The following is a 23,724-nucleotide window of genomic DNA, read 5'->3' as shown; positions in this document are numbered from 1 at the left end:
CCTATCAGGGCGGTAAGGTTACGCCGCCCTGATGGTCATCACCACACACATCCAGCACACATTGGCGCAACCAACGATGCGCCGGATCAGCTTCCATCCGTGGGTGCCAGAGCATAGATACCATGATAACCGGTGAGGTTATCGGCAGAGAAAAGCTGAACAGCCCGCTGCGTAAATTCTGTGTATGGCGTTCGGGAACCGTGGCAACCAAATCCGACCCTTTCACTAATGCCAACGCGGTCGAGATACCGTCAACATAAGTCATCCCGTTTCGTTCCAGACCCACTAATTGCAAAGCATCATCAACCGGCCCTTTATGGCCCTGACGCCGTGAAATCATAATATGACCCTGGCTGGCATATCGCTCAGGTGATATCTCCCCTTCACACAATGGATGCCCCTCCCTGACAACACCAATAAAGTGATCGCGAAACAACCCGCGCGTGCGCAACTCAGGGCTAGCCGTGGCCCCCACGACACCGGTTTCCAGATCGACAATGCCATCACGCAGTAATGCACTGTCTTTATTCATTTTTTGCATAAAACGCAGTTGCACCCCCGTAGCATCTTGCTTGACCCGTGCCAACAACGCCGTACCAAAATTTTCGACAAAACCGTCACTGGTACGCAATGTGAAAACACGCGCCAGTTGCGCAAAATTTAGTTTCTCCGCCGGGCGCAGCACTGCTGTTGCGCCCTCAACTAATTGGCTGACCTGCTCACGTAGTTCGAGTGCTCTGGGTGTCGGAACCAACGCGCGCCCTGCTCTAACTAATAAAGGGTCACCGGTGGTTTGGCGTAATCTCGCCAGCGCACGGCTCATTGCCGATGGACTTAGCCCCAATCGCTGGGCGGCACGCACCACACTGCCTTCTGCCAGCAGAACATTGAGTGTGATTAATAAATTGAGATCAGGTTTTGTCATTCAGTGACTCTAGCACAATCCGTGGTGACATAGCGTTTAGTGCATCAATAAACTGTATTCGGTGCGTCTTCCGCCCTGTCATGTAATGGAATAGCCTCTGACTAAGACTTATTTGGAGCTATCCCCACATGAAAGCCAATACCCGCAATATAAACTCACTCAATGTTGAAAATACCGACCTGCGAAAAACGGTGCTTAGCCTCTCCCTGCCGATGCTGCTTTCGTCATTAGCCACCAGCATTGCCAATGTAGGGTTGCCCACATTAACGCAGGCTTTAAATGCCTCATTTCAGGATGCGCAATGGGTGGTATTAGCCTACTTGTTGGCGATAACCACATCGGCCATCAGTATTGGGCGCATGGGCGATATCATTGACAAGCGCCTGTTGCTAAAAGCCGGAATTGGATTATTCACCGTCGCCTCGGTGGGTTGTGCATTGGCACCCACAATAGGGATACTGATTGCCGCCCGCGTCTTACAAGGGTTAGGTGCCGCCGCCATGATGACACTGACATTGGCATTGGTTGGTGAAACGGTTAATCAAGAAAAAACCGGGCGTGTTATGGGTATGCTCGGCACGGTATCAGCTATTGGTACTGCCCTTGGCCCCTCTCTCGGCGGCATACTCATTGCCGGGTTCGGTTGGCCTGCCATGTTCTTAATCAATATCCCTTTTGGGCTACTGGCTCTGTTCCTGATATCGCGTTACTTACCCGGCAATCGGACTTCATTCACTCAATCACAATCTGGTTTTGATCCCATAGGAATGTTGCTGTTGGGTCTGACTCTTGCGCTGTATGCACTATCAATGACGTGGGGTCATGGCAGATTTGATGCGCGTAATTTAGCATTATTAGCAGGGGCGGCCATCGGTGTTGGGCTTTTTGGCTGGGCAGAAAAAAGGGTGAAATTCCCCTTAATTCAAACCGCCATGATGCGCCATTCAGTGTTGCGCGGCAGTTTAATCATGAGCACGTTGGTCACTACCATCATGATGACCACATTGATTGTCGGGCCGTTTTATCTTTCACGCGCACTGGGTTTACCGGCGCACTGGGTTGGTTTAGCGATGTCGGCTGGCCCGATAGTCGCGGCGCTGAGCGGGATTCCCGCGGGCTATGGAGTGGATAAATTAGGCGCTAAAATAATGGTTACTGGCGGATTGGGCGGTATCACTTTCGGCGCCATGATATTAGCGATAATCCCCTCAAGCTGGGGGGTACTGGCCTATGTGGTCCCGGTTTGCCTGATTACGGCCGGTTATGCCATTTTCCAGACCGCCAACAATACCTTAATGATTAAATCTGTCAGCGCAGATCAACGGGGGGTTGTTTCCGGCATGCTCAACCTTTCCCGCAACCTTGGGTTGATCACCGGTGCCTCGGTTATGGGGGCTATTTTTGCCTTCGCGTCGGCCTCTCAAGATATTCAACTGGCAACTGCGACGAATATTATCCAGGGAATGCAATTGACTTACGGCGTTGCGGCACTATTAGCGGCGATAGCGTTAGGAATCTCTGCAATCCACTTAAGAAAAAAATCTAATCAATAAATATTTCCCATCCCATTGAGGGGGCGAGTTGATGTCGCTGCTGAAAGGATTCACATTAAGAATTAAAACCATAAAACATCAATTAATCTTGAATGTAGGGATTAAATGCCCCCTGTCATTTTTCAATGAAAAAACACAATAAATGATAAATATGAGATGGATGAGTAATTTTCTGATTAATATTGAACACTTTTTGCATCTTGCTGCTATTAATTAATTATCTAGATTTTTTAATGATTAGTGTCGAAAACATCAGTTGCGCTACGTTATTGGCTCAACTCAACTCTAGATTACCTGGCTGCAAATTTTATGATTAAGGAAGAAACAATGAAGAAACCCTTACTTATTCTAGGTGCAATGGTTTTATTACAATCAGCTCCGTCAGTAGAAAGTGCAGGTTCAGTTACCGGGACGCTAGGCGCGACATTAACCATTATTACGGGATGTTATATCAATGATGGAACGGCTCCTGGCGGGATAACCAGCTTAGGTACGATTAATTTCGGTACTGTTTCTACCTTGAATACCCGAATCAGACAGCCCTATAGCAGCACAACCAATGGTGCGCTGAATTTATACTGTAGTGCCGGTACTGCTTACAATATCGGAATAGACAATGGTGCACATGCTTTAACGACCCAACGCCGTCTATCCGGCGGTTCTGAGTTTGTGAACTATAACTTGTTTAAAGATAGCGGCTATACCCAAGCCTGGGGATCTTCCGGTTCAGACCTGCTCACCGGAACCGCAACTGCAATCGGCACCGCTATTCCTCTCACGGTTTATAGCGAAGTTCCAGCACAGACAACCCCAGGGGTCAACACCTATACCGACACAGTAAACGTGACTGTGAATTGGTAGTGGGTATGACATTGGATATAGAACCGGATAATTCGCTGATAAACGACGATAAAAACCTATTGTTAGGGGTAATCGCCAGTCTGCTGTTACTGCAAACTTATCCGGCTTATGCCGTATCAAAAACTGCCAATATCACTGTCAATGCCACATTATTACCTACCTGTATTGCGGGTACGGCAGTCAGTGGGGCCACCAGCTTTGGCACATTGAATTTTGGCTCAGTCACTGTGCTAAACCGCCCGATAGCCGTTACCGGCCAAGCTAACGCAGGGGCAATTTCCGTACAATGCAGCAAAAACACCAGCTTTACCGTATTGCTCAGTGCCGGACAAAGCAGCAACGTCAATGGCCGTTATTTGTCGGGTGGGCCAACAAGTCAGCATGTGAATTACAACCTGTATACCGACTCCGCGCACAGCCATATTTGGGATAATACGGTAGGTGTTTCACAGGTTGCCAGCGGGCAGCCCGTTATCCTCCCCGTCTATGGTTTGATCCCGATACAAAGTACGCCAGCGGCAGGAGTTTATACCGATACCATTCAAGTCACGGTTAATTGGTAGGGGATGCAAAATGGCACATCACTCTTTTTTCCCCACCTTAACTCAACTACTTCTACTTAGTCTGCTTGGCTTGCCCATAACAGGCAGTTATGCGGAAACGTTATCCAGCCCCTTTGCTGTCAAAGCAAAAATATTACCAGGTTGCATTTTGGGCAGTGGCACTGCCGATAGCAGCAATTTTGGCACACTAAATTTTGGTAATATTTCGTCACTATCAACGGCGATTAATATCGTTTCCAGTCAGAACGCCGGCTCGATCATTATTCAATGCAGTGGCACACCCAGTATCACTCTGGCACTGAATAGCGGTGCAAATACTACCGGTAATATTTCCGCAGGAAGACGCTTAGTTAACAGTAATACTGGCGAATATCTGTTCTATCAAATATTTCAAGATAGTGCTCGCAGCATTATTTGGGGCAATGGCAGTAATGGCGGAACTACTCAGGTTATTACTGCAAATAGCACGCTACAACAGATCGTTTTATATGCGCAATTATTTGCCAGTAGCACATTCCCCACTGCGGGGAATTATACCGATACGCTGCTCGTGACCGTCACTTATTAAATTACGCTTTATTTAGTGTGGGTATTTTACCGACAAGGAGTTCACCATGATTAAATTAACATCGCGTACATCGTTGGTTTTATTTGCTGCGGCATTTGTCAGTCCCCCACTTTATGCCGCCTCATCGGTGCTTATTTGGCCCATCGATCCGGTGATAAATAACCATGAAAAAGCCACTGCACTGTGGCTGGAAAATAAAGATAGCCAACCTGTTTATATGCAAATTCGAGTTTTAGGATGGCAGCAAAAGTCCGGACAAGAAGATTACAGCAATCAATCTGCTGTCATCGCCAGCCCACCAGTTGCCACTATTTTACCGGGCAAACGTCAGTTGATTCGGCTGATTAAAAATACACAAGTCCCCGCGGGCCAGGAACAGGCATTCCGGGTGCTGATTGATGAGATCCCGCGAAAAGATCCCAACGAAGATGCTCCTACACCTTCGTTGAATATGGGGTTGAAGTTTCAGATGCGTTACTCCATTCCGCTATTTATCTATGGTGATGGTTTGCAATCTGAAGATGCCAATAACCCCGCGACTTTTTTCCCACTAAGTCTTAGTTACAAACTGGTGCAGGATAACAGCAAAACCTGGTTAGTGATTCGTAATCAAGGACGAACCCATGCCCGAATATCCCGAGTCAGCTTACAAAATCAAAACATGAATAGTGGATTGATGGGCTATGTACTGCCGGGTAATGAAATGCGTTTTCAAGTTCCAGCGTCTGCCAGCACCGGGCAATTGACGGCGTTGGTTAATAGTCGTCCAAAACCTATCGTGATTCCCCATCAATAGACGATTCATATGAAGGACTTCTATTGATTGATACGCTGCTATGGCGTTGATAAACGGGAATAACTGTTAATACGTTAGGGTTTGGGATGATTATCAAATTCAGGCTGTCGCCATTTTTGACATTGATGTATGCCTCAATGATATCCCCTGTATTTATACCACTAACGGTAAGGGGGGATGACTTGCCGCCTCCGCCATCTGCTGCGGTGATGCCTGACACTACCTTATATCTTGAACTGGTGGTTAACGGCCGTAACTTTGGCGAAGTTGTGCCCGTGATTTATCGCGATGGCCACTATTATTTGACGCCTGAACAGTTAAAAGCAGTTGGTTTCCCCGCAACTACATCCAATTCTGCCGAAGTAGCTATTGATGCCATGGATAAAGTTCATGTCACCTATCAAGGTGACAGTCAACGATTACTCATTGATATTCCGAGCGAATGGCTCCCTCAACAACGGGTCAATGCTGCTGCAACAGAGGATTATAATCTGGCGCAAAGCAGCCTCGGCTTACTATTTAACTACGATATCTATGCCAGTCAGGGAAATAATAGCGGTCAACCCAGCAATGCGTCGGCCTGGACAGAACAGCGCCTGTTCGACCACTTTGGATTAATCAGTAACACCGGAATTTATCGCACTAACCTGACAGATACCGATAACATTACGGTTGAAAAGGGGTATGTGCGTTACGACACCCAGTGGCGATTAAATGATGAACATCGCATGTTGAGTTACACCGCTGGCGATCTGATAACTGGCTCGCTCGCGTGGAGTACCTCAGTACGTGTGGGCGGGCTTCAGATATCGCGCAATTTCGCTATACGTCCGGATTTAGTGACCTATCCACTACCGCAATTTGCTGGTCAGGCGGCCATCCCGAGCACCGTAGACCTTTACATTGATAATTTTAGAACCCAATCGGCTGCCGTTAACCCTGGCCCTTTTGTTATTGATAACGGGCCAAGAATTAACGGTGCCGGACAAGCCACCGTGGTGACCACCGATGCGTTAGGACGCCAGGTTAGCACCTCAATCCCCTTCTATGTTGCCAGTGATTTGCTCAAACCTGGCTTATGGGACTTTAGTGTTTCAAGTGGCATGTTGCGCCAAAACTATGGCATTCGATCCGCTGACTATGGTGAGCCGGTCGCCACCGGAGTGCTCCGTTATGGCTCCACCCCTTGGCTAACACTGGAAGGCCGGGCTGATATCGCTAAACAGTTGAATGTTGCAGGAGGCGGGATCAGTTTGCGCGCCGGAAATTATGGTGTATTGAACAGTTCTTACAGCATCAGCCATGCCGATGACGAAGTTTTAGGCGGGGGTATAACGCCCGTCGAAACAGAAATCGACTCCCAGCCCTCGTCCTCGTTCCAACGCTATGGCGGCAGTGGTAACCAATACTCATTAGGTTATAGCTACAGCAATACGTTTTTTAGCCTGAATGCACAACGAATTAACCGCAGTGAAAACTATGGTGATTTGGCAAATTACCAAAGTGAATACCGGCCCAGCCGCCGTACTGATCAAATTACCGGCAGCCTGGGGTTGGGACCTTATGGCTCTATTGGTTCAGGTTACTTTGATGTTCGTGATGCGTTAGGCGAACGGACAAGACTGGTCAATCTTAGCTACAGCACGACCATCTTGGGTAATACCAGCTTTTATTTATCAGTCAACCGCGAGCTGGGTAGCAAAGGCTACAACGCGCAGGTGGTGTTCAGTATTCCGTTAGGGGAATGGGGTGCTGGCAGTATCAGTAGCGTGCGCGACACCAATAATGCGTGGAGCCAACGCGTAAACTATAGCCGGGCGACCCCGACTAACGGCGGGTTTGGCTGGAATCTGGCTTACGCCAATGGCACAGGTGAAAGCAGCAGCTATCAGCAAGCCGACCTTATCTGGCGCACACGCGCAATGGAAAGCCGAATTGGCGTGTATGGCAGTGAGAATGATTACCAAGGTTGGGGTGAAGTCAGCGGATCACTGGTGGTAATGAATAATGGCGTCTATGCCAGTAACACCATTAACGATGCTTTCGCGCTGGTATCAACCCATGGTTTTGGCAAAATTCCTGTCAGTTATGAAAATCAGCTGATCGGAACAACTAACGATGACGGTTATTTATTAATTCCGAATGTCACTTCTTATTACCAGGCAAAATTTCAGATTGACCCAATGAGCCTGCCTGCAGATGTCAACATGCCTGAAGTTGAACGGCGTCTGGCTATTAGCGAACGCAGTGGTTATTTAATCGACTTCCCATTAGAACAAATTACCTCCGCAACACTGCGTATTACCGATGAGTCAGGTAAAGACTTGCCTAAGGGTAGCCCGGTATTTACCTCTGAAACCAAACCCGTCAGTTATGTTGGTTGGGATGGCATTACTTATATTGAACAAGCTAAACCACAAAATAAGCTGAAAATAATCCGGGCTGACAATGGCACTCGTTGCTATTTGCAATTCGCCCTAAAAGCTAGCACAGGAATACAGGATATCGGCACTGTCATCTGTAAATAAGTCAATCACAGCGGAAAAATGGAGAATATATGACCCATAATAAAGTTAGTCTCAGACTGGTGGAGAACCTCTCTGGCATTATCGCTTTGCTGATATTACTGATAGGGTTTATTTCTCCCCCGGTTCGGGCTGACTCCTGCACGTTCTCACCCGGGACTGTCACCCTACCACCCAGTTCATCTGTAACCGCAGGTAGCACCGCGGTTAATGCTCAGGGAGCAACGGCAATGACCTGCCCAGGGGCATTAATCTCAATTACGTTATTAGGGTCATTTACTTTGTCCGCAACAATATCCGGCACAACCAACAACCTTAACCTCAAAAATGCAGCTGGCGACCTGATTCCTTACTCAATTTATCGTACCGGCACCTTCAGCCCCGCGTTGCCTATCGGCGGTAAATTGGATTATGCAAGTTCAAGTTTGCTATCCATTAGCTTAGGTTCTCTGAACGCAAATTTGCCCATCTACATTCGTACTGGAAATAATGACGTCATTAGTACAAATATCAGTGCAGGAACCTATACAGACGAGATCAATCTGGCCTGGAATTACAATATTTGCAAAGTACTGAACGTGCTGGGAGGGTGCATAGGTTCCTGGGTTGGCAATGGGACGAATACCGATATCTCGTCAGTAACGGTAACACTGGTGGTCAGCAAAGATTGCGCCATCAATAGCGCCCCTGATGTCAATTTTGGCAGCTTTGCATTAGTTGGACAATTTAATCCAATCAGCCAAAATATCACTCTCACCTGTACCAAAGGCTCCACCTTTAATACTTATGTCACGCCGGGGGATAACCCAGTGACGAATTGGCGGCAAATGAAACTGAACTCCGCCAGCACCACTGACTATCTGCAATATCAACTGTACCAGAGTGCCTCCGGCACCACACTGTGGGATGCAAGTTCAATGCAACCCGGTTTGGGCACTGGTGCCGCGCAACTCGTACCTTTTCACGCCGTGATTAACCCCAATCAGAATCAGCGAACTCCGGGGGATTATCAGGATAATGTTAGCCTGGTACTTGTCTATTAATTGTTGATTTAGGGGAAGATAAGAAATCTATCAATACTTATACTAAACATTGATATGTTTCTTTATTTCTCAGCGTGATAACCATAATAAAATAATTTGTAGATAAGAAAATTCCGAATGAGCTGTACTAAATCTGTCCCTGTTATACAATCTGCGGGCTTAAATAATAGCCGACAGACTTCTTCCTAAGGAAAGCCGCGATTAAACAGGAGTGGGCATCATGACTGATTATGATAATCGGGAAAAATCAGCTGACATTGCTCTGTTAAAAGAAATGAACAGCTTACGGGATATCATCGAAAATAATTCAGACTGGATCTGGGAAGTTGATGTTACCGGCCGTTATACGTTTTCATCTGCAAAATCTATCGAACTGCTAGGTCGCCTTCCTCATGAAGTGGTAGGTAAAACCCCATTTGATTTTATGCCTGAGGATGAAGCTCATCGGGTAGGAAAATTATTTGCCGAAATTGCAGCTGAACGCATTCCTTTTGCGGGCTTACAAAATCGTAATATCCGCGCAGATGGCAGTGAAGTCTTGATAGAAAGCAGTGGCATTCCGCTTTTTGACGATAATGGGGAATTCAAAGGTTATCGGGGAATAGACCGTAATCTTAGCAACTTACCTTATAACGCCAGTCAACGCCTCTTCGAATTGGAATCCATTTATTCCAGTGCCCCAGCTGGCCTGTGCTTTATTGATACCGCCTTGAACTACCTGACGGTAAATGACTATCTGGCAGAATTATTAGGTAAAAAAACCGTTGAAGTGAATGGTCATAAAGTGGCGGATTTCTTGCCGAGTATCATCCCTATACTGCAAAGTGCCCTGCTAAAAGCCTACTGTAACGACAGCATTCCTGATGCTGAGTTTCAGATGCCGGATAAACAACGGGTATTTTTCATGCGCATCAATGCCGCCAGATATCCTAGTGGTCAGGTGAGTGGCCTGTCCGTCGCCATGATTGATATTTCTGCACTGAAAAAGATGGAAGATAAGTTGCGCAGCAGCAAGCAGCACTATCGCAATATGGTGGAATTGAACCCACAGATCCCATGGACGGCCTCCCCAGATGGCATGATCACCAATATCAGCTCTCGTTTTGAAAAAATTACCGGGTTAACCCGTGAAGAGGGGTTGGCTGACCGATGGCTTCGAACCATTCATGCTGATGACCGCCATCCCACATTAATAAGTTGGGAGCATTCTCTGCAAACACACGAACCACTCGATGTCGAAATACGTTTTTGCCATGTAGAAAAAGGCTGGAACTGGATGCGTATTCGAGCCGTTCCCAGTGTAGATGACCATGGTAATGTGGAATGTTGGTACGGCACTGCAGAAGATATCCACGAACGTAAGCTGCTGGAACTTAAACTGATTAAGGCTAATCGACGTCTCGAAATTCAAGCCAGAACAGATTCGTTGACTAAATTGCCTAATCGTCGAGAGTTCAAGAAAGTGCTAGCCCATGAATTTATGCGGGCAAGGCGCTCAGCTTCGCCATTGGCAGTTTTAATGATTGATATCGACTACTTTAAGAATTTCAATGATTGTTACGGTCATATCTCTGGTGATGCTTGTCTGCGTCTGGTCGCCAGAGCATTGCGCAAGTCATTGAAACGCAGCACCGATATTGTGGCTCGTTATGGTGGTGAGGAATTTGCAGCCATTTTGCCAGATACAGATCAAAAAGGGGCCAGTCTGGTTGCTGAACACATTTTACAGTCTATCCGAGCGATGGGAATTAAACATAGTGAAAGTAAGTTTCGCAAAGTCACTATCAGCTTGGGTGTCACTGTCTATCAATCCCATCTGCACAGCAGCATTACTGATCAGTCCGATTTAATGCTGGCTGCTGACCAGGCGCTTTATTATTCTAAAAAGAATGGGCGTAATCAGTTTAATTTAGCCGAACTTCCCTGCTAGAAACGCTGCATTATTTTCGCGACAACTTCTGGCACTTTTTTTAAGCTCGGCTATTCTCAATAAAGCGGCCAATCTGGTCACACCTCATACCACCAGGTTAGGAAGGAGTCTTTATGGGAAATACTGTGGTAAAAATCAGAGATTTTGAAGTTGACGATGCAGTGCTGTCCACACCAGCAGACAAAGGTGAAAACACGGTCAGTATCCCATGTAAATCGGATCCTGAATTGTGTATGCAGCTCGATGGGTGGGACGAAAGTACCAGTATTCCCGCAACGTTAGATGGTCAAGATAAACTGCTCTACAAAAAGCATTATGACCGGCATCAAGATGCCTGGGTAATGAGGGTGACTTGATGGTTAAAAGATCCGTCACCCATAGTTAAAATTTATGAGTGGCGGTTTCTTCTTTCATATTCGATAAAACCCGCCGGCTAAAAACAAATCCGTTTATTGCCGGGTAAATCGGCTATTAAAATATTTCCAGCAGTTTGAATTGCATACAAATCAGCATCATATTTGGGGAAAATAGGTCGTACTCTTCAAAAAAACGCTGATGTTCTTTACGCCAATAGGTCAGCGAACGATCGCCCTCACCTTCAGCCAAAGCATGCGCCTCATCAACCTGATCAAAGGTTTTCAGCTCAACATCTGTCAGCTCGACTGCACATACCGGCTCATTGCGACCATTAACCACAACAAATACATCACCCGCCTGCGGGACACCCTCGTCATCTAATGCCGCACAGGTTGCTGTTTTAGTGCCATTGAGAACCAGCGCCAGTAAATCATCAGCGACTTGTTCAGTATCACCAAAAGCCCAACGCTCGGCGTTTTCATATTTTTGTGGAATTGCAGCCATAGTTTCATTATTCCTAATCGTAATATTATTGATGCAGCGCATATTATACCTCAACGCCACCAACTCACTCTCGCATCAACATAAATTTTCGCTACTATACCTAAGTTGCGGTAAACAAATAAATCCTGCAAAGTAACGTCAAGTCAAACAAATCTATCGAGGTAAAAATAAAGGCTTATGGTGACCAAACGCTTGCATACAAAACATTGGAAGATGTTTGTGGTATTACTTTGTATCTGCGGTGCATTAATGTTGCTGCGGTGGGCATCGATGATCTTTGGTTGATCACAAGTGTTTGTCTTTCGGTAAAAATAAGCAGCCGCACTTAGGGCATACTAACGCCGTATTTTTATGCACTTTATCTGTGCTTTGCTCTGACGTCGCGCCACAATCCGGACATTTAATTTTTACTTTGGCACTGCTAACCAGCCTTCTAACACTATCTAGAAATGACATATGCTCGCCTCTCAGTTGTACAACCTTATTAGATTACGTTAACCGACGACACTAAACCGTGGCGTAGTCAGCGTTACTCAGATTATCTGTACCGGATCAGCTTTCACTCAATGGAAAGAACCGGGTTCGCGGGAGACAACGGAAAGAAACAAGCAGAAAATGGAAAGGTACGGGGAGGAACATTCACCACGCAGCATGGCTGGCATGCTTGGCGTAGTGAAATGGTAGGCAGGTTATGAGAAAACCTTGGTCTGGGATCAGTGATTCCATAATTCTTGGATCAACCCTCTGACCCGAACCTTGGAAGCACCAGCAACCAGGCTGATAATACGGTTCGCACTCAACGTAGAGACATCAGTATTCCATTCATCGAATGAATGATCGGCATAACTGTCGTTGAAAACCTTTTTTATCGAGGATTCAGCTTCGGACATCTCACTGAAACTCTTGGCGTTTATTAAGCACTGAGCGATGATTGAGACTTTTTTCATGTTTTATCCTTGATTATCGGTCGCATAGTGTAGCACAATTACACTCCCTCTGCTTGTATGCTGCTTAAATTGTTTTCAATTGAAGTTAACCCATTGATAAAATACTGAATTCAATAAATCTCGTCCCTCATATTATATCTCTGACTTTTGCAGCGTTTATTCTTATTTAACGCTTGAAATCTGCCTTATCGCTGTGCTGTTGGCTAAAAAACCCCATCCACGTCACAAATCAGCAACAATAAATTCATTAGTTATTCATTTTCTGTACGCTTTTCATTCAATTTGCGTGCTATATTGTAGTTGCTCTGACATGGCCAAAAGTTTTACCCGTACAGGTAACCCGAGGTATCAAATGATCAGCAACTTCTTTCTCTATTCACTTTTCATTATTTATATCACTGCTGCAGTTGTTGATGGCTCACTGCCTTTATTAGATCTGATGTAGCTATATCTGTAGCGTTTTACTGCATCTTCCAGTGCCATCAATATCAGCTAAAAGCGTACTATCGGTTCTGCCACTGTTCAGATGAGATGTGATACCAGCAATGTTGGCTGAGCGGGCTGTCAGGGCTGACATTGGGATGGGGAAAACTCTCCGCTGCTCGCACCATTCCTATTCGTTCCATCACGGCTTGTGAGCGCAAATTAATTAATGCCGTGAGCGAAACAATTTTAGCCAACTTTAATCTCTCAAAACCTACCTGCAAAGCAGCCAAGGCAGCTTCTGTTGCTAACCCCTGTCCCCAAAATGGATAAGCAAAACGCCAGGCTATTTCGACGCAAGGTGAAAAAGGGAGTTTGGCCGCAGGAATATGCAGTCCCAAAGCCCCCACAAACTGCTCAGTAGCTTTAAGCTCAACGGCCCACAATCCCCAACCATGCTGTTCAATCAATAGCTGACAACGATCAGCCATCGCATCACTTTCCTCACGAGTCAAGGGCGCAGGGAAATACTCCATCACCCGCTTATCAGCATTAAGTGCTGCAAAAGGGGCTTTGTCGGAAGGTATCCATTGCCGCAGCTGTAGCCGCTCAGTTTCAACTTCAATCACGCTCTTCATTCTGTACCACTCTTTTTACGCACTTTCTGCATCATTAAGGCTTAAAGAGGAATGAGCGGCTCTATTTTTGTGACAATTCACGCCATTGCTGCACTGAAGGCCGCTGCCATTGATAACTTGCATATTTGCGCAGATATTCCGGCAGCGCATCGCCATTGAGCGCTAGCCGGTTAAGCATCAACGCCAAGTCAGTATCAGCAATACACCATTCACTGAATAAATTCTTTCGTCCATCCGAAAGTAAACGCTCCAACCCTGACATCAGCTTGTGAGCTGCTTGCTGCCCCTGGTCGGATAATAGTGGCATTCTCATTCCGGCAAAGACGACTTCGGTAGGCCGTTCAGCCCTAATTGGCATAAAATCACTGCGCAACCAGGCTTGAATTTCGCGTGCTTTGGCACGTTCTTGTCTATCTTGCGGGTAAATTCGCGCGTATTCCGGTGAAGGGAACCGCTCTTCTAAGTATTCAGAAATTGCTGAGGATTCAGATAACCGAAAATCATCGATAATCAGTGTGGGCACACGACGAGTCGCTGATAGCTTGCCAAATTCCTCACGTAGATTCTCGCCAGCAGAGAGATCAACAGCATTCAGTGTAAAAGGAAGCGCTTTTTCTGTCAGTGATACAAAGACCGACATGACATAAGGGCTAAAAAAATCCGCATCAGTATATAAGACAATGGTTTGCTGACTCATTGAGACTCCGGCTGATTATCACTAAAAGATTGTGTTAATCAGTTTTAAGTGAACTGAAAAACACCTGCTAACAACTTATTCGCGGTAACAACGTTATATTTTCTCATTAAGGAGCTGCGCATAACTGTTATATCGCGGCTCCAACAGTCGGGCATCAAATTAACTGTGAAGACTATTCAGCAGACATATCATCTAAAATCGTCAGCAAAATATCCGCATCCGGGGTTGTTATATGTTTACCCTCAAGGAAGCCAGCGAGTTTAGCTTCAGCATTATGCTCGAACACTTCATAACCATCAATTCGATAACCAGGCACCCCATCCTGACTACGAATATATTCATCACCATCGATATAATACTCAACAGCACCACTGGCATCTTCAATCTCGTAACGTTTATCAAAAGGGAACTGTTTCATCATTCATCCTAAAAAACCATGCATACCGATATAATGCCAAACCTGTCAATCCAAAGTAAACTGATGCGCTTAAATATGGGGATAGGATGCACACAGAAATATTTCTAACTGTATTGGAACAACATGATTATAAGTTTGGCTAATATTTAAACTACCCAGAAAACACCTATTACTTTGAGTAAAAAACGAGTGTACGACCTCCCTGGCAAACAGGCTATACTCATATAAATCCTATAAATAAGGAGAACATATGCTCATAGGATTTGTTTTACTGGTTAGCACCTGCGGAATGGACGCCTGCGAGGCTCTGCCCGTCACTGACGATGTTTATGCAACCCGCCATGAATGCATGGCTGTCGCTGCCCGCATTCATCAAAGAAGACCCGATGTGGTCCTGATTTGCGGTGAAGTTTATCGCCACGCTGAAAATGATAAATAGAGAAAAAACCCATTCAGGCTCTATTCCTGCTGGCGCATTACCGCCCTTTCTTCTTACGCCCAGGCTGAGTAAAGCGCTTACGACCAGCAGGGTTACCTTCTGACTTTTCAGCAGGTTTTGATCGGTTAATAGCCGGTTTTTTAGCTACAACAGGTTTAGCTTTTGGTTTTTTTGCCGGTTTCTCATCTGACGATGAATTTTCAATCAGCTTAAATAACTCTATTAGCTCATCATCGCGCAAATCACGCCACTCACCAATTGGCAGTCCCTTCAGATTGACGTTCATGATACGAGTGCGCTCAAGTTTGGTGACTTCATAACCAAAGTGCTTACACATACGACGAATTTGACGATTAAGCCCCTGAACCAAAGTGATACTAAATACAAACGGAGCTTCTTTCTTTACTTTGCATTTTTTGGTCACAGTACCCAACATAGGTACACCGGCACTCAAACCAAGAATAAACTCATCGGTCACCGGCTTATTAACCGTTACCACATATTCTTTTTCGTGATCATTACCCGCACGCAGGATCTTATTAACTAAATCGCCGTGATTGGTCAGGAAAATAAGACCTTGTGAATCTTTATCCAGGCGGCCAATGGGAAAAACGCGTTTGCTGTGGTTAACAAAATCAACGATATTATCGCCTTCACCCTCTTCCGTGGTGCAGATAATGCCGATCGGCTTATTTAGCGCAATTAGCACCAAATCATTTTCATCGCGTGGTTCGATAAGTTGACCATTCACTTTCACCACATCACCAACATATACCTGATCGCCTACTGCGGCCCGCTTGCCGTTAATAAAAACATTTCCTTGCTCTACATAACGGTCAGCATCACGACGCGAACAGATGCCGCTTTCGCTAATGTATTTGTTAAGACGAATGGATGAGTTGGTCAGCATAATTTTCCGTAAAAATTGCACTATAACACGTTAGCAGGTGAATTCTGCAAGACTGCTTAATAGAGAATTTGGATCTGTGTTTCACTCACCTATTAGTGACTTTCGTTGGATAGTTAACGATCAGAAACAACGCCATTTCACGTAGACGTTTTATCAAACAAAATATCAGTGCATCATCATAATGCACTGATATTCAGAAACCCTATTATCCAGAATATTAGAAGTTGTATTTTACCCCTAACATCACAGCGGTATCGCTGTAGCCTTTATTGCCCACTTGCTGAGCAACGTTACCCCACAGATTCACTTGTTTATTCACTTGCCCTTCGACACCGACTTTCAGCTCACCAATATTGGCTGCGCCATCTTGCTTCACTAAATGACCATCCATGCTAGTCGCGAAGTCTTTGCTATTATGGATCCAATTCGCTTCAATATACGGCTGGAAGACGCGATCTTTTCCCTTATCCTGATGGCTGTAACCGTTCATAAAGGCTTTCACACCCAAGCGGGTTTGGATATTGCCATCACCTTCGCCGGACACTTCGGTGCCATTAGCTTCTTTATGGTCATCAGCTTTAACCCCCATCCAGGTTACCTGTGCTTTCGGTTGGATAAAGTAAGTCACATTCTTCGCTGCATTTTCACCCATTTTAAAGGTATAACCGCTTTCTATGGATGCAGTCACCCCGTTGGATTTGTACTCTTCGGTATGCAAATCCTGGCCGTCTACACTATTGGTGAACCAGCTGTATTGAGCCCAACTATCCACATACCAACCCGACTTATCTGCTGCGTCAGCATACCAGGTGGCATATATCCCGGTGCTGTAACCATCAACCGAGGCACGGGCGCTGTAACCGGATAAACGAGATTCGGTACGACTTTTACTGTTTGCGTAACCGGCCATTACGCCAAGGTGGAAGCGCTCTTGTCCATCATGACTCCACTGTGCGATATCGCCCCCCAATTGCACAACATACCGGTTAGCCTGAGTGCTTAATTGGTCATAAGTATCACGAGATCGGTTATGTCCACCAGCGTTACGCAACCACATGCTAGTCACTTTCCGTTCACCAGTCAGTGCGTCAATATATTGCGTTTCGCCTAAACGGTCATGCAGGCTTGTGACAAACATATTGTTGGCTGCGGCCAGGTTTGTGGCATACCCGCTGGCTTCCGGACGCTCAATCATAACTGTTGGATTAGTGCCGCCAAGATCTCCGCTGGCGGTCGTACTGGTCAGATACCAGTGACGGGTATTAGCCCCTACGCCACGCGCCAGAGAATAATCATACGCACCGGCGACAATACGCCCGCGTTGTACAAAGTCACCGTCTGACTGGCCGTTCACCTGAATCAGCTCAATGCCATTTAGCGTCTGCGCACCCTGCCCACCCGCATTATCCACACTCACATGGGTCGTTCCGCTGGTGTTGCCGTTGACTGTCATGCTATCCGTTGCCGAGCTGTCATCCCCCAGCGCCGAGTTGAAATGCAGCAACCCGTTGTTACCAATATAGTTACCATTGACCACCAATTGATTACCGGTGATACCGCTGCCATCACTGGTTTTGTTACCAATAAAAACAGTGCCGCTGTTGGTTAAGTCTGTCCCAACCGCCAATAGGTTGCGGGCAGGCGCCAGGCGGCTCAATATTGACGTCACAGGTGAAATCGGATTGCCGACAAACAGCGTGCCGTTGTTATCCACCGCCCCTGCTACGCCACCAAAGCCGCCCATAAAAGCACCGCTGGCAATGTTCACTTGCTGGCTGCCCAATGTCATTGGGTCGGTACTGCTGCCCAAAATAAGCCCACCAGCATTGATCTCTGTTTGACCGGTATAAGCCGCAGATTGCGTTAACGATAAAGTACCAGCGCCATTTTTACTCAGCTTGCCCGTACCAGTAATTCCATTTTCTAGCCTCCAGTCGCTGGCTGAATTCAACACCAACGCACTGTTATTGGTCACTGATGCGCTACCCAGATTCTCTGCCCGAGAAACCGTTAACTGGCTACCGGTGTTGATATCAAAGCGGCCACTGAACTGACTGTTATCACCACTGACAATAATGTCACTGTTATCCTGTAACACCACGTTACCCACATCACTGATAGTATTCGCCAACTGGCCCGCCGCACCTTTTAATGTCAGCAAACCGGCGTTGATAATATCGCCACTCCCCAAACCCGCAGCATTGTTCAGTAATACTTGTGCGCCGCTGGCAATGGTGGTCGCTGCGCTCAGATCACTGCTGGCTCCATTAACGGTCAGCACATCAGCAGCAATCGTCAGTGTACCAGTGCCGGTCAACTCACCCTCTACAACACCGCCCTGACTCAACGTCAGATTGCCACCATTGAGATTCAATAATGACCCGGCGTCTCCCTTCAATTCGCCTATCGTCTGATTGTGACCATTCATATCAAAGGAAGTATCCGCCGCCAGTGATAACAGCGAGGTCTGCCCCAGCACATTATCATTGAGCATCTGTAGGGTGCCGCTGCGTACGTCGGTAGAGCCGGTATAATCGTTATCCAGATTAGACAATGTCACGGTATTTCCCGCGCCAGTATCAATCGCCAAATCGCCACTGCCCGTGATGTTGGCGCTTAAATCCGCCGCCGGCCCAGTTTTGTTGGTGGCATAGAGTGACAGTGCATCAGCGCCGCTGCCCAACAACTCAACCTGCGTCAGGCCGTAACCCACATACAAACCGTCGTTATTGACACCACTGGTCAGGCGATAGTCGTAAATCCCTTTCGCCACGGTCATCCCGTTTTGGGCAATATCCGCGGTGGTTTCATTGGTAATGATATTGCCATGCTGGTCTTTCAATACCATATTGCCGCCATTGCCTTGCACCGCTACATCACTGACGGCCAGTTGTAGCAAGGTGTTGACATCATCCTGCTCCATGATTGGCAGCACAGGATTGACTGGAACCGGGTTGTTATCGATACTGCCGATATTGACCTCAACTGTACCGCTACCCAGCAGGTTCATCTCTTTGGTGGTATGGATGGTGCTTTTCGCCACAGTGTCACCGGGGGTTCCGATATCAAACTTCAACGTACCGCCGTCGAAAGCCAAACCACCGATAGTCTGAAGGCCTGTGCCAACGGTAACGGTACTGCCCACCCCTGCTCGTAGCGTTGCATTACTCAACTCGGTGGTATTAACGCCATCTAACCGGAACGTGCCATTACCCACCGCGAGCATGCCAGAAAATGCATTACCGACCCCGGTAGCAAGATCGAATGCCTGACCGGCTGTGTCGGTGGTGATTAGCCCGGAACCTGTGAGTCTATTGCCCAACACCACAGCAGCATTACGCCAAATAGCCAGCGTGCCGTTCGCTTGAATATCAACATTACCGATAATACTTCCCGTACTACCGCCATCACCCAATTGCAACGTACCCGCAGTGACCGTCGTCCCGCCGGTATAGGTATTATCATTGAGCAGGGTCGTTGTGCCGCTGCCCTTTTGGTGCAGCGCCCCTTTTCCCTCAATCCTATCGATGGTTACCCGATCAGCGCTAGCAAGAGCCAAAATACCTCTATTATCCACCTGATGGAGATGGGCATTGCCAGAGGCCGCACCATTACCTATCTGCAATGTGCCATCCGAAATTACGGTGTTACCGGTATAAGTTATTGCACTTTCCAGCGTCAGTTTACCCGTACCATTCTTCGTCAAATTTCCTGTACCGGTTATCGCATTTGCCGCCAGCAACGCGTCATAATCCTGAGTATCAAATTTAGCGCCAACATTACCTAAACTGACATCGCCACCGATATGCAGACTGCCAACCCCACTATTTCTCATGGTGGCATTATTAAGTGAAAGCGAGCCCAGAGATGAACTACCTGCGCCAACATTCCACGCAGACCGGGTGTTTAACGTTATTGACGAGTTACCGGCTTCAGTGCGCCCCGTGATAGTGGAAGCATCATTAGCTGTAATACTTATAATGCTGCCATTGTCTTGCATCAGTACAGGCCCGCTGATACCACTCTCAGACATCACAAAGTCAAGTGAGCCACTCTGACCGACGATAGCTGGCCCCTGTGTACTGCTGAGTACACTGTTGGTAAAGGTAAGCTGATTAGCACCACTGTTTGATTGGATCACATTGCCATTACTGCCCGTTACTCTGCCGACCAGATTATGAAATACTTGTGCAGCACCATTGGCAACCTCTATCGCTTTACCTGAAGCGGCGTAAACATAAACACTCAGAGTGGCAGAACTGTTGATGGCAGAACCTACGCCATCAATTATCAGCCCCGAGCTATTCTTACCATTAATATAGAACATGCCACCGGCCAGATTGACGACACCGCCACTACTGACCTGAATACCATTGCCAGCAAAGGCAGCGCTGTCCAGCAGTGCCGGTTTAATCAACTCAACCTGCCCACCGCTATCCGCAACAATACCCGCCATGCCGGTAATCGCAGTCGTGGTTGCCAGAGAGCCAGCATCCACCGTGACCGAACCACCATTGGTGGCATGCACTGCACGCTGAACCGCACTGATATTGCCAGAACTCAGCACAGAACTGCCCGTACCACTGGCCTGCACGCCAGTATTACTTGCACTCATCGTGCCAGAGCCAAAAATATAGCTGCCGCCATTGATAGCTTGAGCACCAATGCTGCTGCCTGCAACACCGGTAACGTTAGTCCCCTGATTATAAACAGCTGAACCAATACCATCAGCCCGGATGGTGGTGTTATTCCAGCCTGGGGCAGATATAGTGCCACTGTTGAGCTGAACGATTGCCCCTTCAGCGGCATAGACGGCAGTTGACCCCTGCATACCGCCTTGAATCAAACTTGCATTAGAAAATGTGATTGTTGAGTTTTTACCGATAGCCGCTAAAACAGAACTCGCGCCGGAGAGGGTGCCTCCGATGATATTGATGGTGCTACCATTACGGGCAGTCACCGCAGATGCGTTGCTACCACTCACACTAATATCTGCGGATGTCGTTACATGACTGGCTACCGGGCCACCGGCATAAACAGCACTCACCCCATAGCCACTGGCGCGAACCGAACCGCCAACGAGATTAAGAGAAGCACCATTATTGGCGCTGGCTGTGCCAACTATCTCCGTGCCTGAGGTTGAAATCGAACTGCCAGCATCGGTTGCGACCATCCCATTCGACAATACCTTGCCACCACTCAGAACCACCGCGCCACCCAACTCGGCCCGAACACCGGTTCCTACACCAGAACCCGATATATCTGCATTTCCGGTGATTAAACTGCCTGCACCGCTCGACACAATACCAAATAAGCCGGACAACGAACCGCCCTGAAGATTGAGCACGCCGCCATTATAGACCCCTGCTCCGCCAGTACTGCCAATGATAGTCGCTGAACTGTCAACCATACTGCCGTTACCGTCTACTACGATGCCGTAGGTGCAGCAAACAGTGGCCTGCTGACTAGAAGTATTCATGGTGATACTGCTGTCAGCATCAAGATATGCTTTGCCACCAGTATTGACATAAAGAGCAGCGGTATTTCCACCTGATGCAGGGGCCTGCGAGGTCAGCGTGACGTTGGTTCCAGTATAATTACCACCATTGGTCACGACCACTGCGGGGCCGGTAGCCGAATCTCGCTGCACATCACTTTCACTCTCAGTACTGCTAATCACAATGGTCGGTAGTGGTTGGGCCAAGGCTGTGCCGGTAATCAATGACCCAAGCCCTAGAATCAGAGAAAATCCGGTGACTGTATTTATCGTTAACGAGCTGGATGATTTACATTTCTTCCCAGCTTTAGCAAACTCGGATACGACATCGAAACGATTCAATGCAGCATTCCAAATAATCTTGAAGACTTTATTCATATTATATTCTCAATAAAATCCTGGTTAGCATCAAAATATAATGCTTAATAAAAATCAGGCCTAATGCTTGTATATAAATACATTTATAACTATTTGCATTTCTTTATTAACAAGCAGAGACAAACAGATTAATACCTGCCAACATATATATCTGGATAATTCCATTTATCATTTTAAATAGTGTCAAATACAGCCAGATTAATTCCAACACCCACAAACTCAGGCCAATGGAAATATATGAGCGATACTATAGGGTATCTTATTACTCACCATCATCAACAAACTTGAGTAACATTTATGCTGTGTCTTAATGTAATATATAAGACCAGCGTATTTCTATAGGGGAGGAGGTAAGTTTCTGTAGGAAATTTCATATTTAATCGTCGGAATACATAAAATATATTTATGTATTGAATGGGTTGATATATCTGCAATCAGATTAATTATCTCCGCTCTTAATTTAATTAAAAACAAGATATTACATCACTAACCACCACTTCTCCCATAACCGACTAAAGTATCGGTTTAAAGGGAACACCCTGCTCCCAGCGCGAAGTCCAATGTGTTACATATTGCTGAGTAATGTTAGGCATATCATGTATCACAATCACATTTTCAGAATTTTCAGTCTCTGCTGAAGGTGCGAAATTAAATGACCCCGTTTCAACAGTCTTGCCATCAACGATAATCGTTTTATCATGCTGAATATGATAATGCCCATCAATACGTAGTTTTACACCATTGTTGGCGGCATAGAGCATAATGGTTTTACTGGCCTTGACCTGGTTACGTTTCTTATCAACAACCACACGCACATCAACGCCCCGCTGTCTTGCCGCCACTAATGCTTTTGCAATATCCGGAGCTTGAAACGAATATCCTATCATCTGGATAGATTTTTGTGCGTCATTGATGACTTTCAGCACTAGTGCCTGAGCCGATCCTTCTGGTGAGAATCCGACCTCAACCGCAGGGACAGGGGCAGAGAATGAATATGTAGATACGCTGAACGAGGCTAAAAACACAATACTTTTGATAAAATTCATAGTGCCGTGATTGACTAGTGGGTCGTTTTTTATAGTTACCGAAACAATATCCTGCGAATTAATGGGTGTCTAGCCTAGAGGTGGTCGAGGTAAAGATAAAACGTGAGAAATTATGGCGGGAATAACATCATATTACACACCAAAGAATCTGGGACAGGCCCCTGATGTACTGTATTATCTCAGTACAAGTTTAATAATGATTTTTATGTTTAGTTACAACCGTCACACGCCGGATTGCAACAGACCTCACAGCACCAATAATCAGGATGATCCTCCCCAATTGATGGAGATGAATCATCACAAAGATGGTGGACTACCGCAACGATTGGTGGGGTCGATGATAAATCACCAGAAATCCCCCTCACCCCATCCTGGCTAAAGCCATAAAATGAGGACATCATTAACACAACGAAAAGAATCACCTTTTTCATAAGGCCTCCGCAGCTCCGTTGGAGCACACTCGCTATATATAGCTAAATTTTAAGATAAGACTGTTAAGTCTCAAAATTGAGAAATCAAATAGTTAGAACTATTTTGGAGCCTGTCCCAGATTCTATGTAAATCGCTGCATCTCCCCGACGTCAATATTTTAACTAAGCTGAATAAAATATTAGTCTATATTTTAAATTCTAGCAGCCTTATTCTTAATCATTAATAAATTACACTTCCACTCATAATGATTAATTTCACCTTCGCACCTGAATAT

At 46.4% G+C, this 23,724-nt stretch carries 22 protein-coding genes; 11 read left to right on the top strand and 11 right to left on the bottom strand.

Going from position 1 to position 23,724, the window contains the following annotated elements:
- Positions 1-4: 4 nt before the first annotated feature.
- Complete coding sequence (locus FTB31_RS16925) at positions 5-925, bottom strand: LysR family transcriptional regulator (RefSeq protein ID WP_227731638.1); 921 nt, start codon at positions 923-925, stop codon at positions 5-7.
- Positions 926-1,053: 128 nt separating this feature from the next.
- Here FTB31_RS16925 and FTB31_RS16920 point away from each other — a divergent pair, with 128 nt between their 5' ends.
- From FTB31_RS16920 to FTB31_RS16880, 9 genes are all read left to right on the top strand, one after another.
- Positions 1,054-2,478: an MFS transporter gene (locus FTB31_RS16920; RefSeq protein WP_050077541.1), complete on the top strand. Its 1,425-nt coding sequence runs from the start codon at positions 1,054-1,056 to the stop codon at positions 2,476-2,478.
- 309 nt (positions 2,479-2,787) lie between these two features.
- A complete protein-coding gene (locus tag FTB31_RS16915) occupies positions 2,788-3,339 on the top strand; it encodes a Csu type fimbrial protein (protein WP_072081856.1) in 552 nt (183 codons plus the stop codon).
- A 5-nt stretch (positions 3,340-3,344) separates the two neighbouring features.
- The gene (locus FTB31_RS16910; RefSeq protein WP_050077539.1) at positions 3,345-3,902 is read left to right on the top strand and encodes a Csu type fimbrial protein; all 558 of its coding nucleotides are present in this window, start codon (positions 3,345-3,347) and stop codon (positions 3,900-3,902) included.
- A gap of 10 nt (positions 3,903-3,912) precedes the next feature.
- Positions 3,913-4,470 (top strand): Csu type fimbrial protein, encoded by a 558-nt coding sequence (locus FTB31_RS16905; RefSeq protein ID WP_077174622.1) that lies wholly within the window; start codon positions 3,913-3,915, stop codon positions 4,468-4,470.
- Positions 4,471-4,516: 46 nt separating this feature from the next.
- Positions 4,517-5,266, top strand: a complete 750-nt coding sequence (locus FTB31_RS16900) for a fimbrial biogenesis chaperone (RefSeq protein WP_050077537.1) — start codon at positions 4,517-4,519, stop codon at positions 5,264-5,266.
- Positions 5,267-5,352: 86 nt separating this feature from the next.
- Complete coding sequence (locus tag FTB31_RS16895) at positions 5,353-7,794, top strand: fimbria/pilus outer membrane usher protein (RefSeq protein WP_227731637.1); 2,442 nt, start codon at positions 5,353-5,355, stop codon at positions 7,792-7,794.
- Between the two features lie 29 nt (positions 7,795-7,823).
- Positions 7,824-8,834: a Csu type fimbrial protein gene (locus FTB31_RS16890; protein ID WP_227731636.1), complete on the top strand. Its 1,011-nt coding sequence runs from the start codon at positions 7,824-7,826 to the stop codon at positions 8,832-8,834.
- Between the two features lie 220 nt (positions 8,835-9,054).
- Entirely contained in the window at positions 9,055-10,764 is a 1,710-nt protein-coding gene (locus FTB31_RS16885) for a sensor domain-containing diguanylate cyclase (RefSeq protein WP_077294122.1), read from the top strand.
- A gap of 113 nt (positions 10,765-10,877) precedes the next feature.
- Positions 10,878-11,120 carry a DUF1480 family protein gene (locus FTB31_RS16880; RefSeq protein WP_050077533.1) on the top strand — a complete coding sequence of 81 codons (243 nt, stop codon included), beginning with the start codon at positions 10,878-10,880 and terminating at the stop codon, positions 11,118-11,120.
- 115 nt (positions 11,121-11,235) lie between these two features.
- Here the strand turns inward: FTB31_RS16880 and FTB31_RS16875 are convergent, their stop codons facing one another.
- Positions 11,236-11,625 (bottom strand): ASCH domain-containing protein, encoded by a 390-nt coding sequence (locus FTB31_RS16875; RefSeq protein WP_077174619.1) that lies wholly within the window; start codon positions 11,623-11,625, stop codon positions 11,236-11,238.
- Positions 11,626-11,802: 177 nt separating this feature from the next.
- On the opposite strand from FTB31_RS16875, the gene yniD reads away from it, so the two are divergent.
- The gene (gene yniD, locus FTB31_RS16870; RefSeq protein ID WP_086018937.1) at positions 11,803-11,910 is read left to right on the top strand and encodes a small membrane protein YniD; all 108 of its coding nucleotides are present in this window, start codon (positions 11,803-11,805) and stop codon (positions 11,908-11,910) included.
- Here yniD and FTB31_RS16865 read toward each other — a convergent pair whose 3' ends face one another.
- From FTB31_RS16865 to FTB31_RS16845, 5 genes are all read right to left on the bottom strand, one after another.
- Positions 11,911-12,081 (bottom strand): YnfU family zinc-binding protein, encoded by a 171-nt coding sequence (locus tag FTB31_RS16865; RefSeq protein WP_217697184.1) that lies wholly within the window; start codon positions 12,079-12,081, stop codon positions 11,911-11,913.
- Between the two features lie 257 nt (positions 12,082-12,338).
- Positions 12,339-12,572 carry a hypothetical protein gene (locus FTB31_RS16860; protein WP_005272441.1) on the bottom strand — a complete coding sequence of 78 codons (234 nt, stop codon included), beginning with the start codon at positions 12,570-12,572 and terminating at the stop codon, positions 12,339-12,341.
- Between the two features lie 503 nt (positions 12,573-13,075).
- A complete protein-coding gene (locus FTB31_RS16855; RefSeq protein ID WP_050077531.1) occupies positions 13,076-13,633 on the bottom strand; it encodes a GNAT family N-acetyltransferase in 558 nt (185 codons plus the stop codon).
- A 61-nt stretch (positions 13,634-13,694) separates the two neighbouring features.
- Complete coding sequence (gene yfcF, locus FTB31_RS16850) at positions 13,695-14,330, bottom strand: glutathione transferase (protein WP_050077530.1); 636 nt, start codon at positions 14,328-14,330, stop codon at positions 13,695-13,697.
- A 172-nt stretch (positions 14,331-14,502) separates the two neighbouring features.
- The gene (locus tag FTB31_RS16845) at positions 14,503-14,748 is read right to left on the bottom strand and encodes a hypothetical protein (protein ID WP_050077529.1); all 246 of its coding nucleotides are present in this window, start codon (positions 14,746-14,748) and stop codon (positions 14,503-14,505) included.
- Positions 14,749-14,998: 250 nt separating this feature from the next.
- Between FTB31_RS16845 and FTB31_RS16840 the strand changes: the two genes are divergently transcribed.
- Complete coding sequence (locus tag FTB31_RS16840) at positions 14,999-15,187, top strand: hypothetical protein (RefSeq protein ID WP_050077528.1); 189 nt, start codon at positions 14,999-15,001, stop codon at positions 15,185-15,187.
- 37 nt (positions 15,188-15,224) lie between these two features.
- Here FTB31_RS16840 and rluF read toward each other — a convergent pair whose 3' ends face one another.
- The 4 genes from rluF to FTB31_RS21605 form a co-directional block, all read right to left on the bottom strand.
- Entirely contained in the window at positions 15,225-16,097 is an 873-nt protein-coding gene (rluF, locus tag FTB31_RS16835) for a 23S rRNA pseudouridine(2604) synthase RluF (RefSeq protein ID WP_050077527.1), read from the bottom strand.
- A 217-nt stretch (positions 16,098-16,314) separates the two neighbouring features.
- Positions 16,315-21,972 (bottom strand): autotransporter outer membrane beta-barrel domain-containing protein, encoded by a 5,658-nt coding sequence (locus tag FTB31_RS16830; RefSeq protein WP_227731635.1) that lies wholly within the window; start codon positions 21,970-21,972, stop codon positions 16,315-16,317.
- 512 nt (positions 21,973-22,484) lie between these two features.
- Positions 22,485-23,018, bottom strand: coding sequence for a phospholipase D family nuclease (locus tag FTB31_RS16825; protein ID WP_227726149.1), 534 nt, complete (start codon positions 23,016-23,018; stop codon positions 22,485-22,487).
- 209 nt (positions 23,019-23,227) lie between these two features.
- A complete protein-coding gene (locus tag FTB31_RS21605; protein WP_227720387.1) occupies positions 23,228-23,416 on the bottom strand; it encodes an ST-I family heat-stable enterotoxin in 189 nt (62 codons plus the stop codon).
- Between the last annotated feature and the right edge of the window lie 308 nt (positions 23,417-23,724).

Origin of the sequence: Yersinia proxima (genome assembly GCF_902170785.1) — a bacterium.
GTDB lineage: Bacteria > Pseudomonadota > Gammaproteobacteria > Enterobacterales > Enterobacteriaceae > Yersinia > Yersinia proxima.
This window is presented reverse-complemented; position numbering and strand designations above follow the sequence as displayed.

Excerpts from the sequence above, each read along its gene's own strand:
- FTB31_RS16895 (WP_227731637.1), top strand. The coding sequence starts at position 5,353 with ATGATTATCAAATTCAGGCTGTCGCCATTTTTGACATTGATGTATGCC.
- FTB31_RS16910 (WP_050077539.1), top strand. The coding sequence starts at position 3,345 with ATGACATTGGATATAGAACCGGATAATTCGCTGATAAACGACGATAAA.
- FTB31_RS16915 (WP_072081856.1), top strand. The coding sequence starts at position 2,788 with ATGATTAAGGAAGAAACAATGAAGAAACCCTTACTTATTCTAGGTGCA.
- FTB31_RS16900 (WP_050077537.1), top strand. The coding sequence starts at position 4,517 with ATGATTAAATTAACATCGCGTACATCGTTGGTTTTATTTGCTGCGGCA.
- FTB31_RS16845 (WP_050077529.1), bottom strand. The coding sequence starts at position 14,748 with ATGAAACAGTTCCCTTTTGATAAACGTTACGAGATTGAAGATGCCAGT.
- FTB31_RS16885 (WP_077294122.1), top strand. The coding sequence starts at position 9,055 with ATGACTGATTATGATAATCGGGAAAAATCAGCTGACATTGCTCTGTTA.
- FTB31_RS16890 (WP_227731636.1), top strand. The coding sequence starts at position 7,824 with ATGACCCATAATAAAGTTAGTCTCAGACTGGTGGAGAACCTCTCTGGC.
- FTB31_RS16880 (WP_050077533.1), top strand. The coding sequence starts at position 10,878 with ATGGGAAATACTGTGGTAAAAATCAGAGATTTTGAAGTTGACGATGCA.
- yfcF (WP_050077530.1), bottom strand. The coding sequence starts at position 14,330 with ATGAGTCAGCAAACCATTGTCTTATATACTGATGCGGATTTTTTTAGC.
- yniD (WP_086018937.1), top strand. The coding sequence starts at position 11,803 with ATGGTGACCAAACGCTTGCATACAAAACATTGGAAGATGTTTGTGGTA.
- FTB31_RS21605 (WP_227720387.1), bottom strand. The coding sequence starts at position 23,416 with ATGTCCTCATTTTATGGCTTTAGCCAGGATGGGGTGAGGGGGATTTCT.
- FTB31_RS16925 (WP_227731638.1), bottom strand. The coding sequence starts at position 925 with ATGACAAAACCTGATCTCAATTTATTAATCACACTCAATGTTCTGCTG.
- FTB31_RS16855 (WP_050077531.1), bottom strand. The coding sequence starts at position 13,633 with ATGAAGAGCGTGATTGAAGTTGAAACTGAGCGGCTACAGCTGCGGCAA.
- FTB31_RS16830 (WP_227731635.1), bottom strand. The coding sequence starts at position 21,972 with ATGAATAAAGTCTTCAAGATTATTTGGAATGCTGCATTGAATCGTTTC.
- rluF (WP_050077527.1), bottom strand. The coding sequence starts at position 16,097 with ATGCTGACCAACTCATCCATTCGTCTTAACAAATACATTAGCGAAAGC.
- FTB31_RS16825 (WP_227726149.1), bottom strand. The coding sequence starts at position 23,018 with ATGAATTTTATCAAAAGTATTGTGTTTTTAGCCTCGTTCAGCGTATCT.
- FTB31_RS16905 (WP_077174622.1), top strand. The coding sequence starts at position 3,913 with ATGGCACATCACTCTTTTTTCCCCACCTTAACTCAACTACTTCTACTT.
- FTB31_RS16875 (WP_077174619.1), bottom strand. The coding sequence starts at position 11,625 with ATGGCTGCAATTCCACAAAAATATGAAAACGCCGAGCGTTGGGCTTTT.
- FTB31_RS16865 (WP_217697184.1), bottom strand. The coding sequence starts at position 12,081 with ATGTCATTTCTAGATAGTGTTAGAAGGCTGGTTAGCAGTGCCAAAGTA.
- FTB31_RS16860 (WP_005272441.1), bottom strand. The coding sequence starts at position 12,572 with ATGAAAAAAGTCTCAATCATCGCTCAGTGCTTAATAAACGCCAAGAGT.
- FTB31_RS16840 (WP_050077528.1), top strand. The coding sequence starts at position 14,999 with ATGCTCATAGGATTTGTTTTACTGGTTAGCACCTGCGGAATGGACGCC.
- FTB31_RS16920 (WP_050077541.1), top strand. The coding sequence starts at position 1,054 with ATGAAAGCCAATACCCGCAATATAAACTCACTCAATGTTGAAAATACC.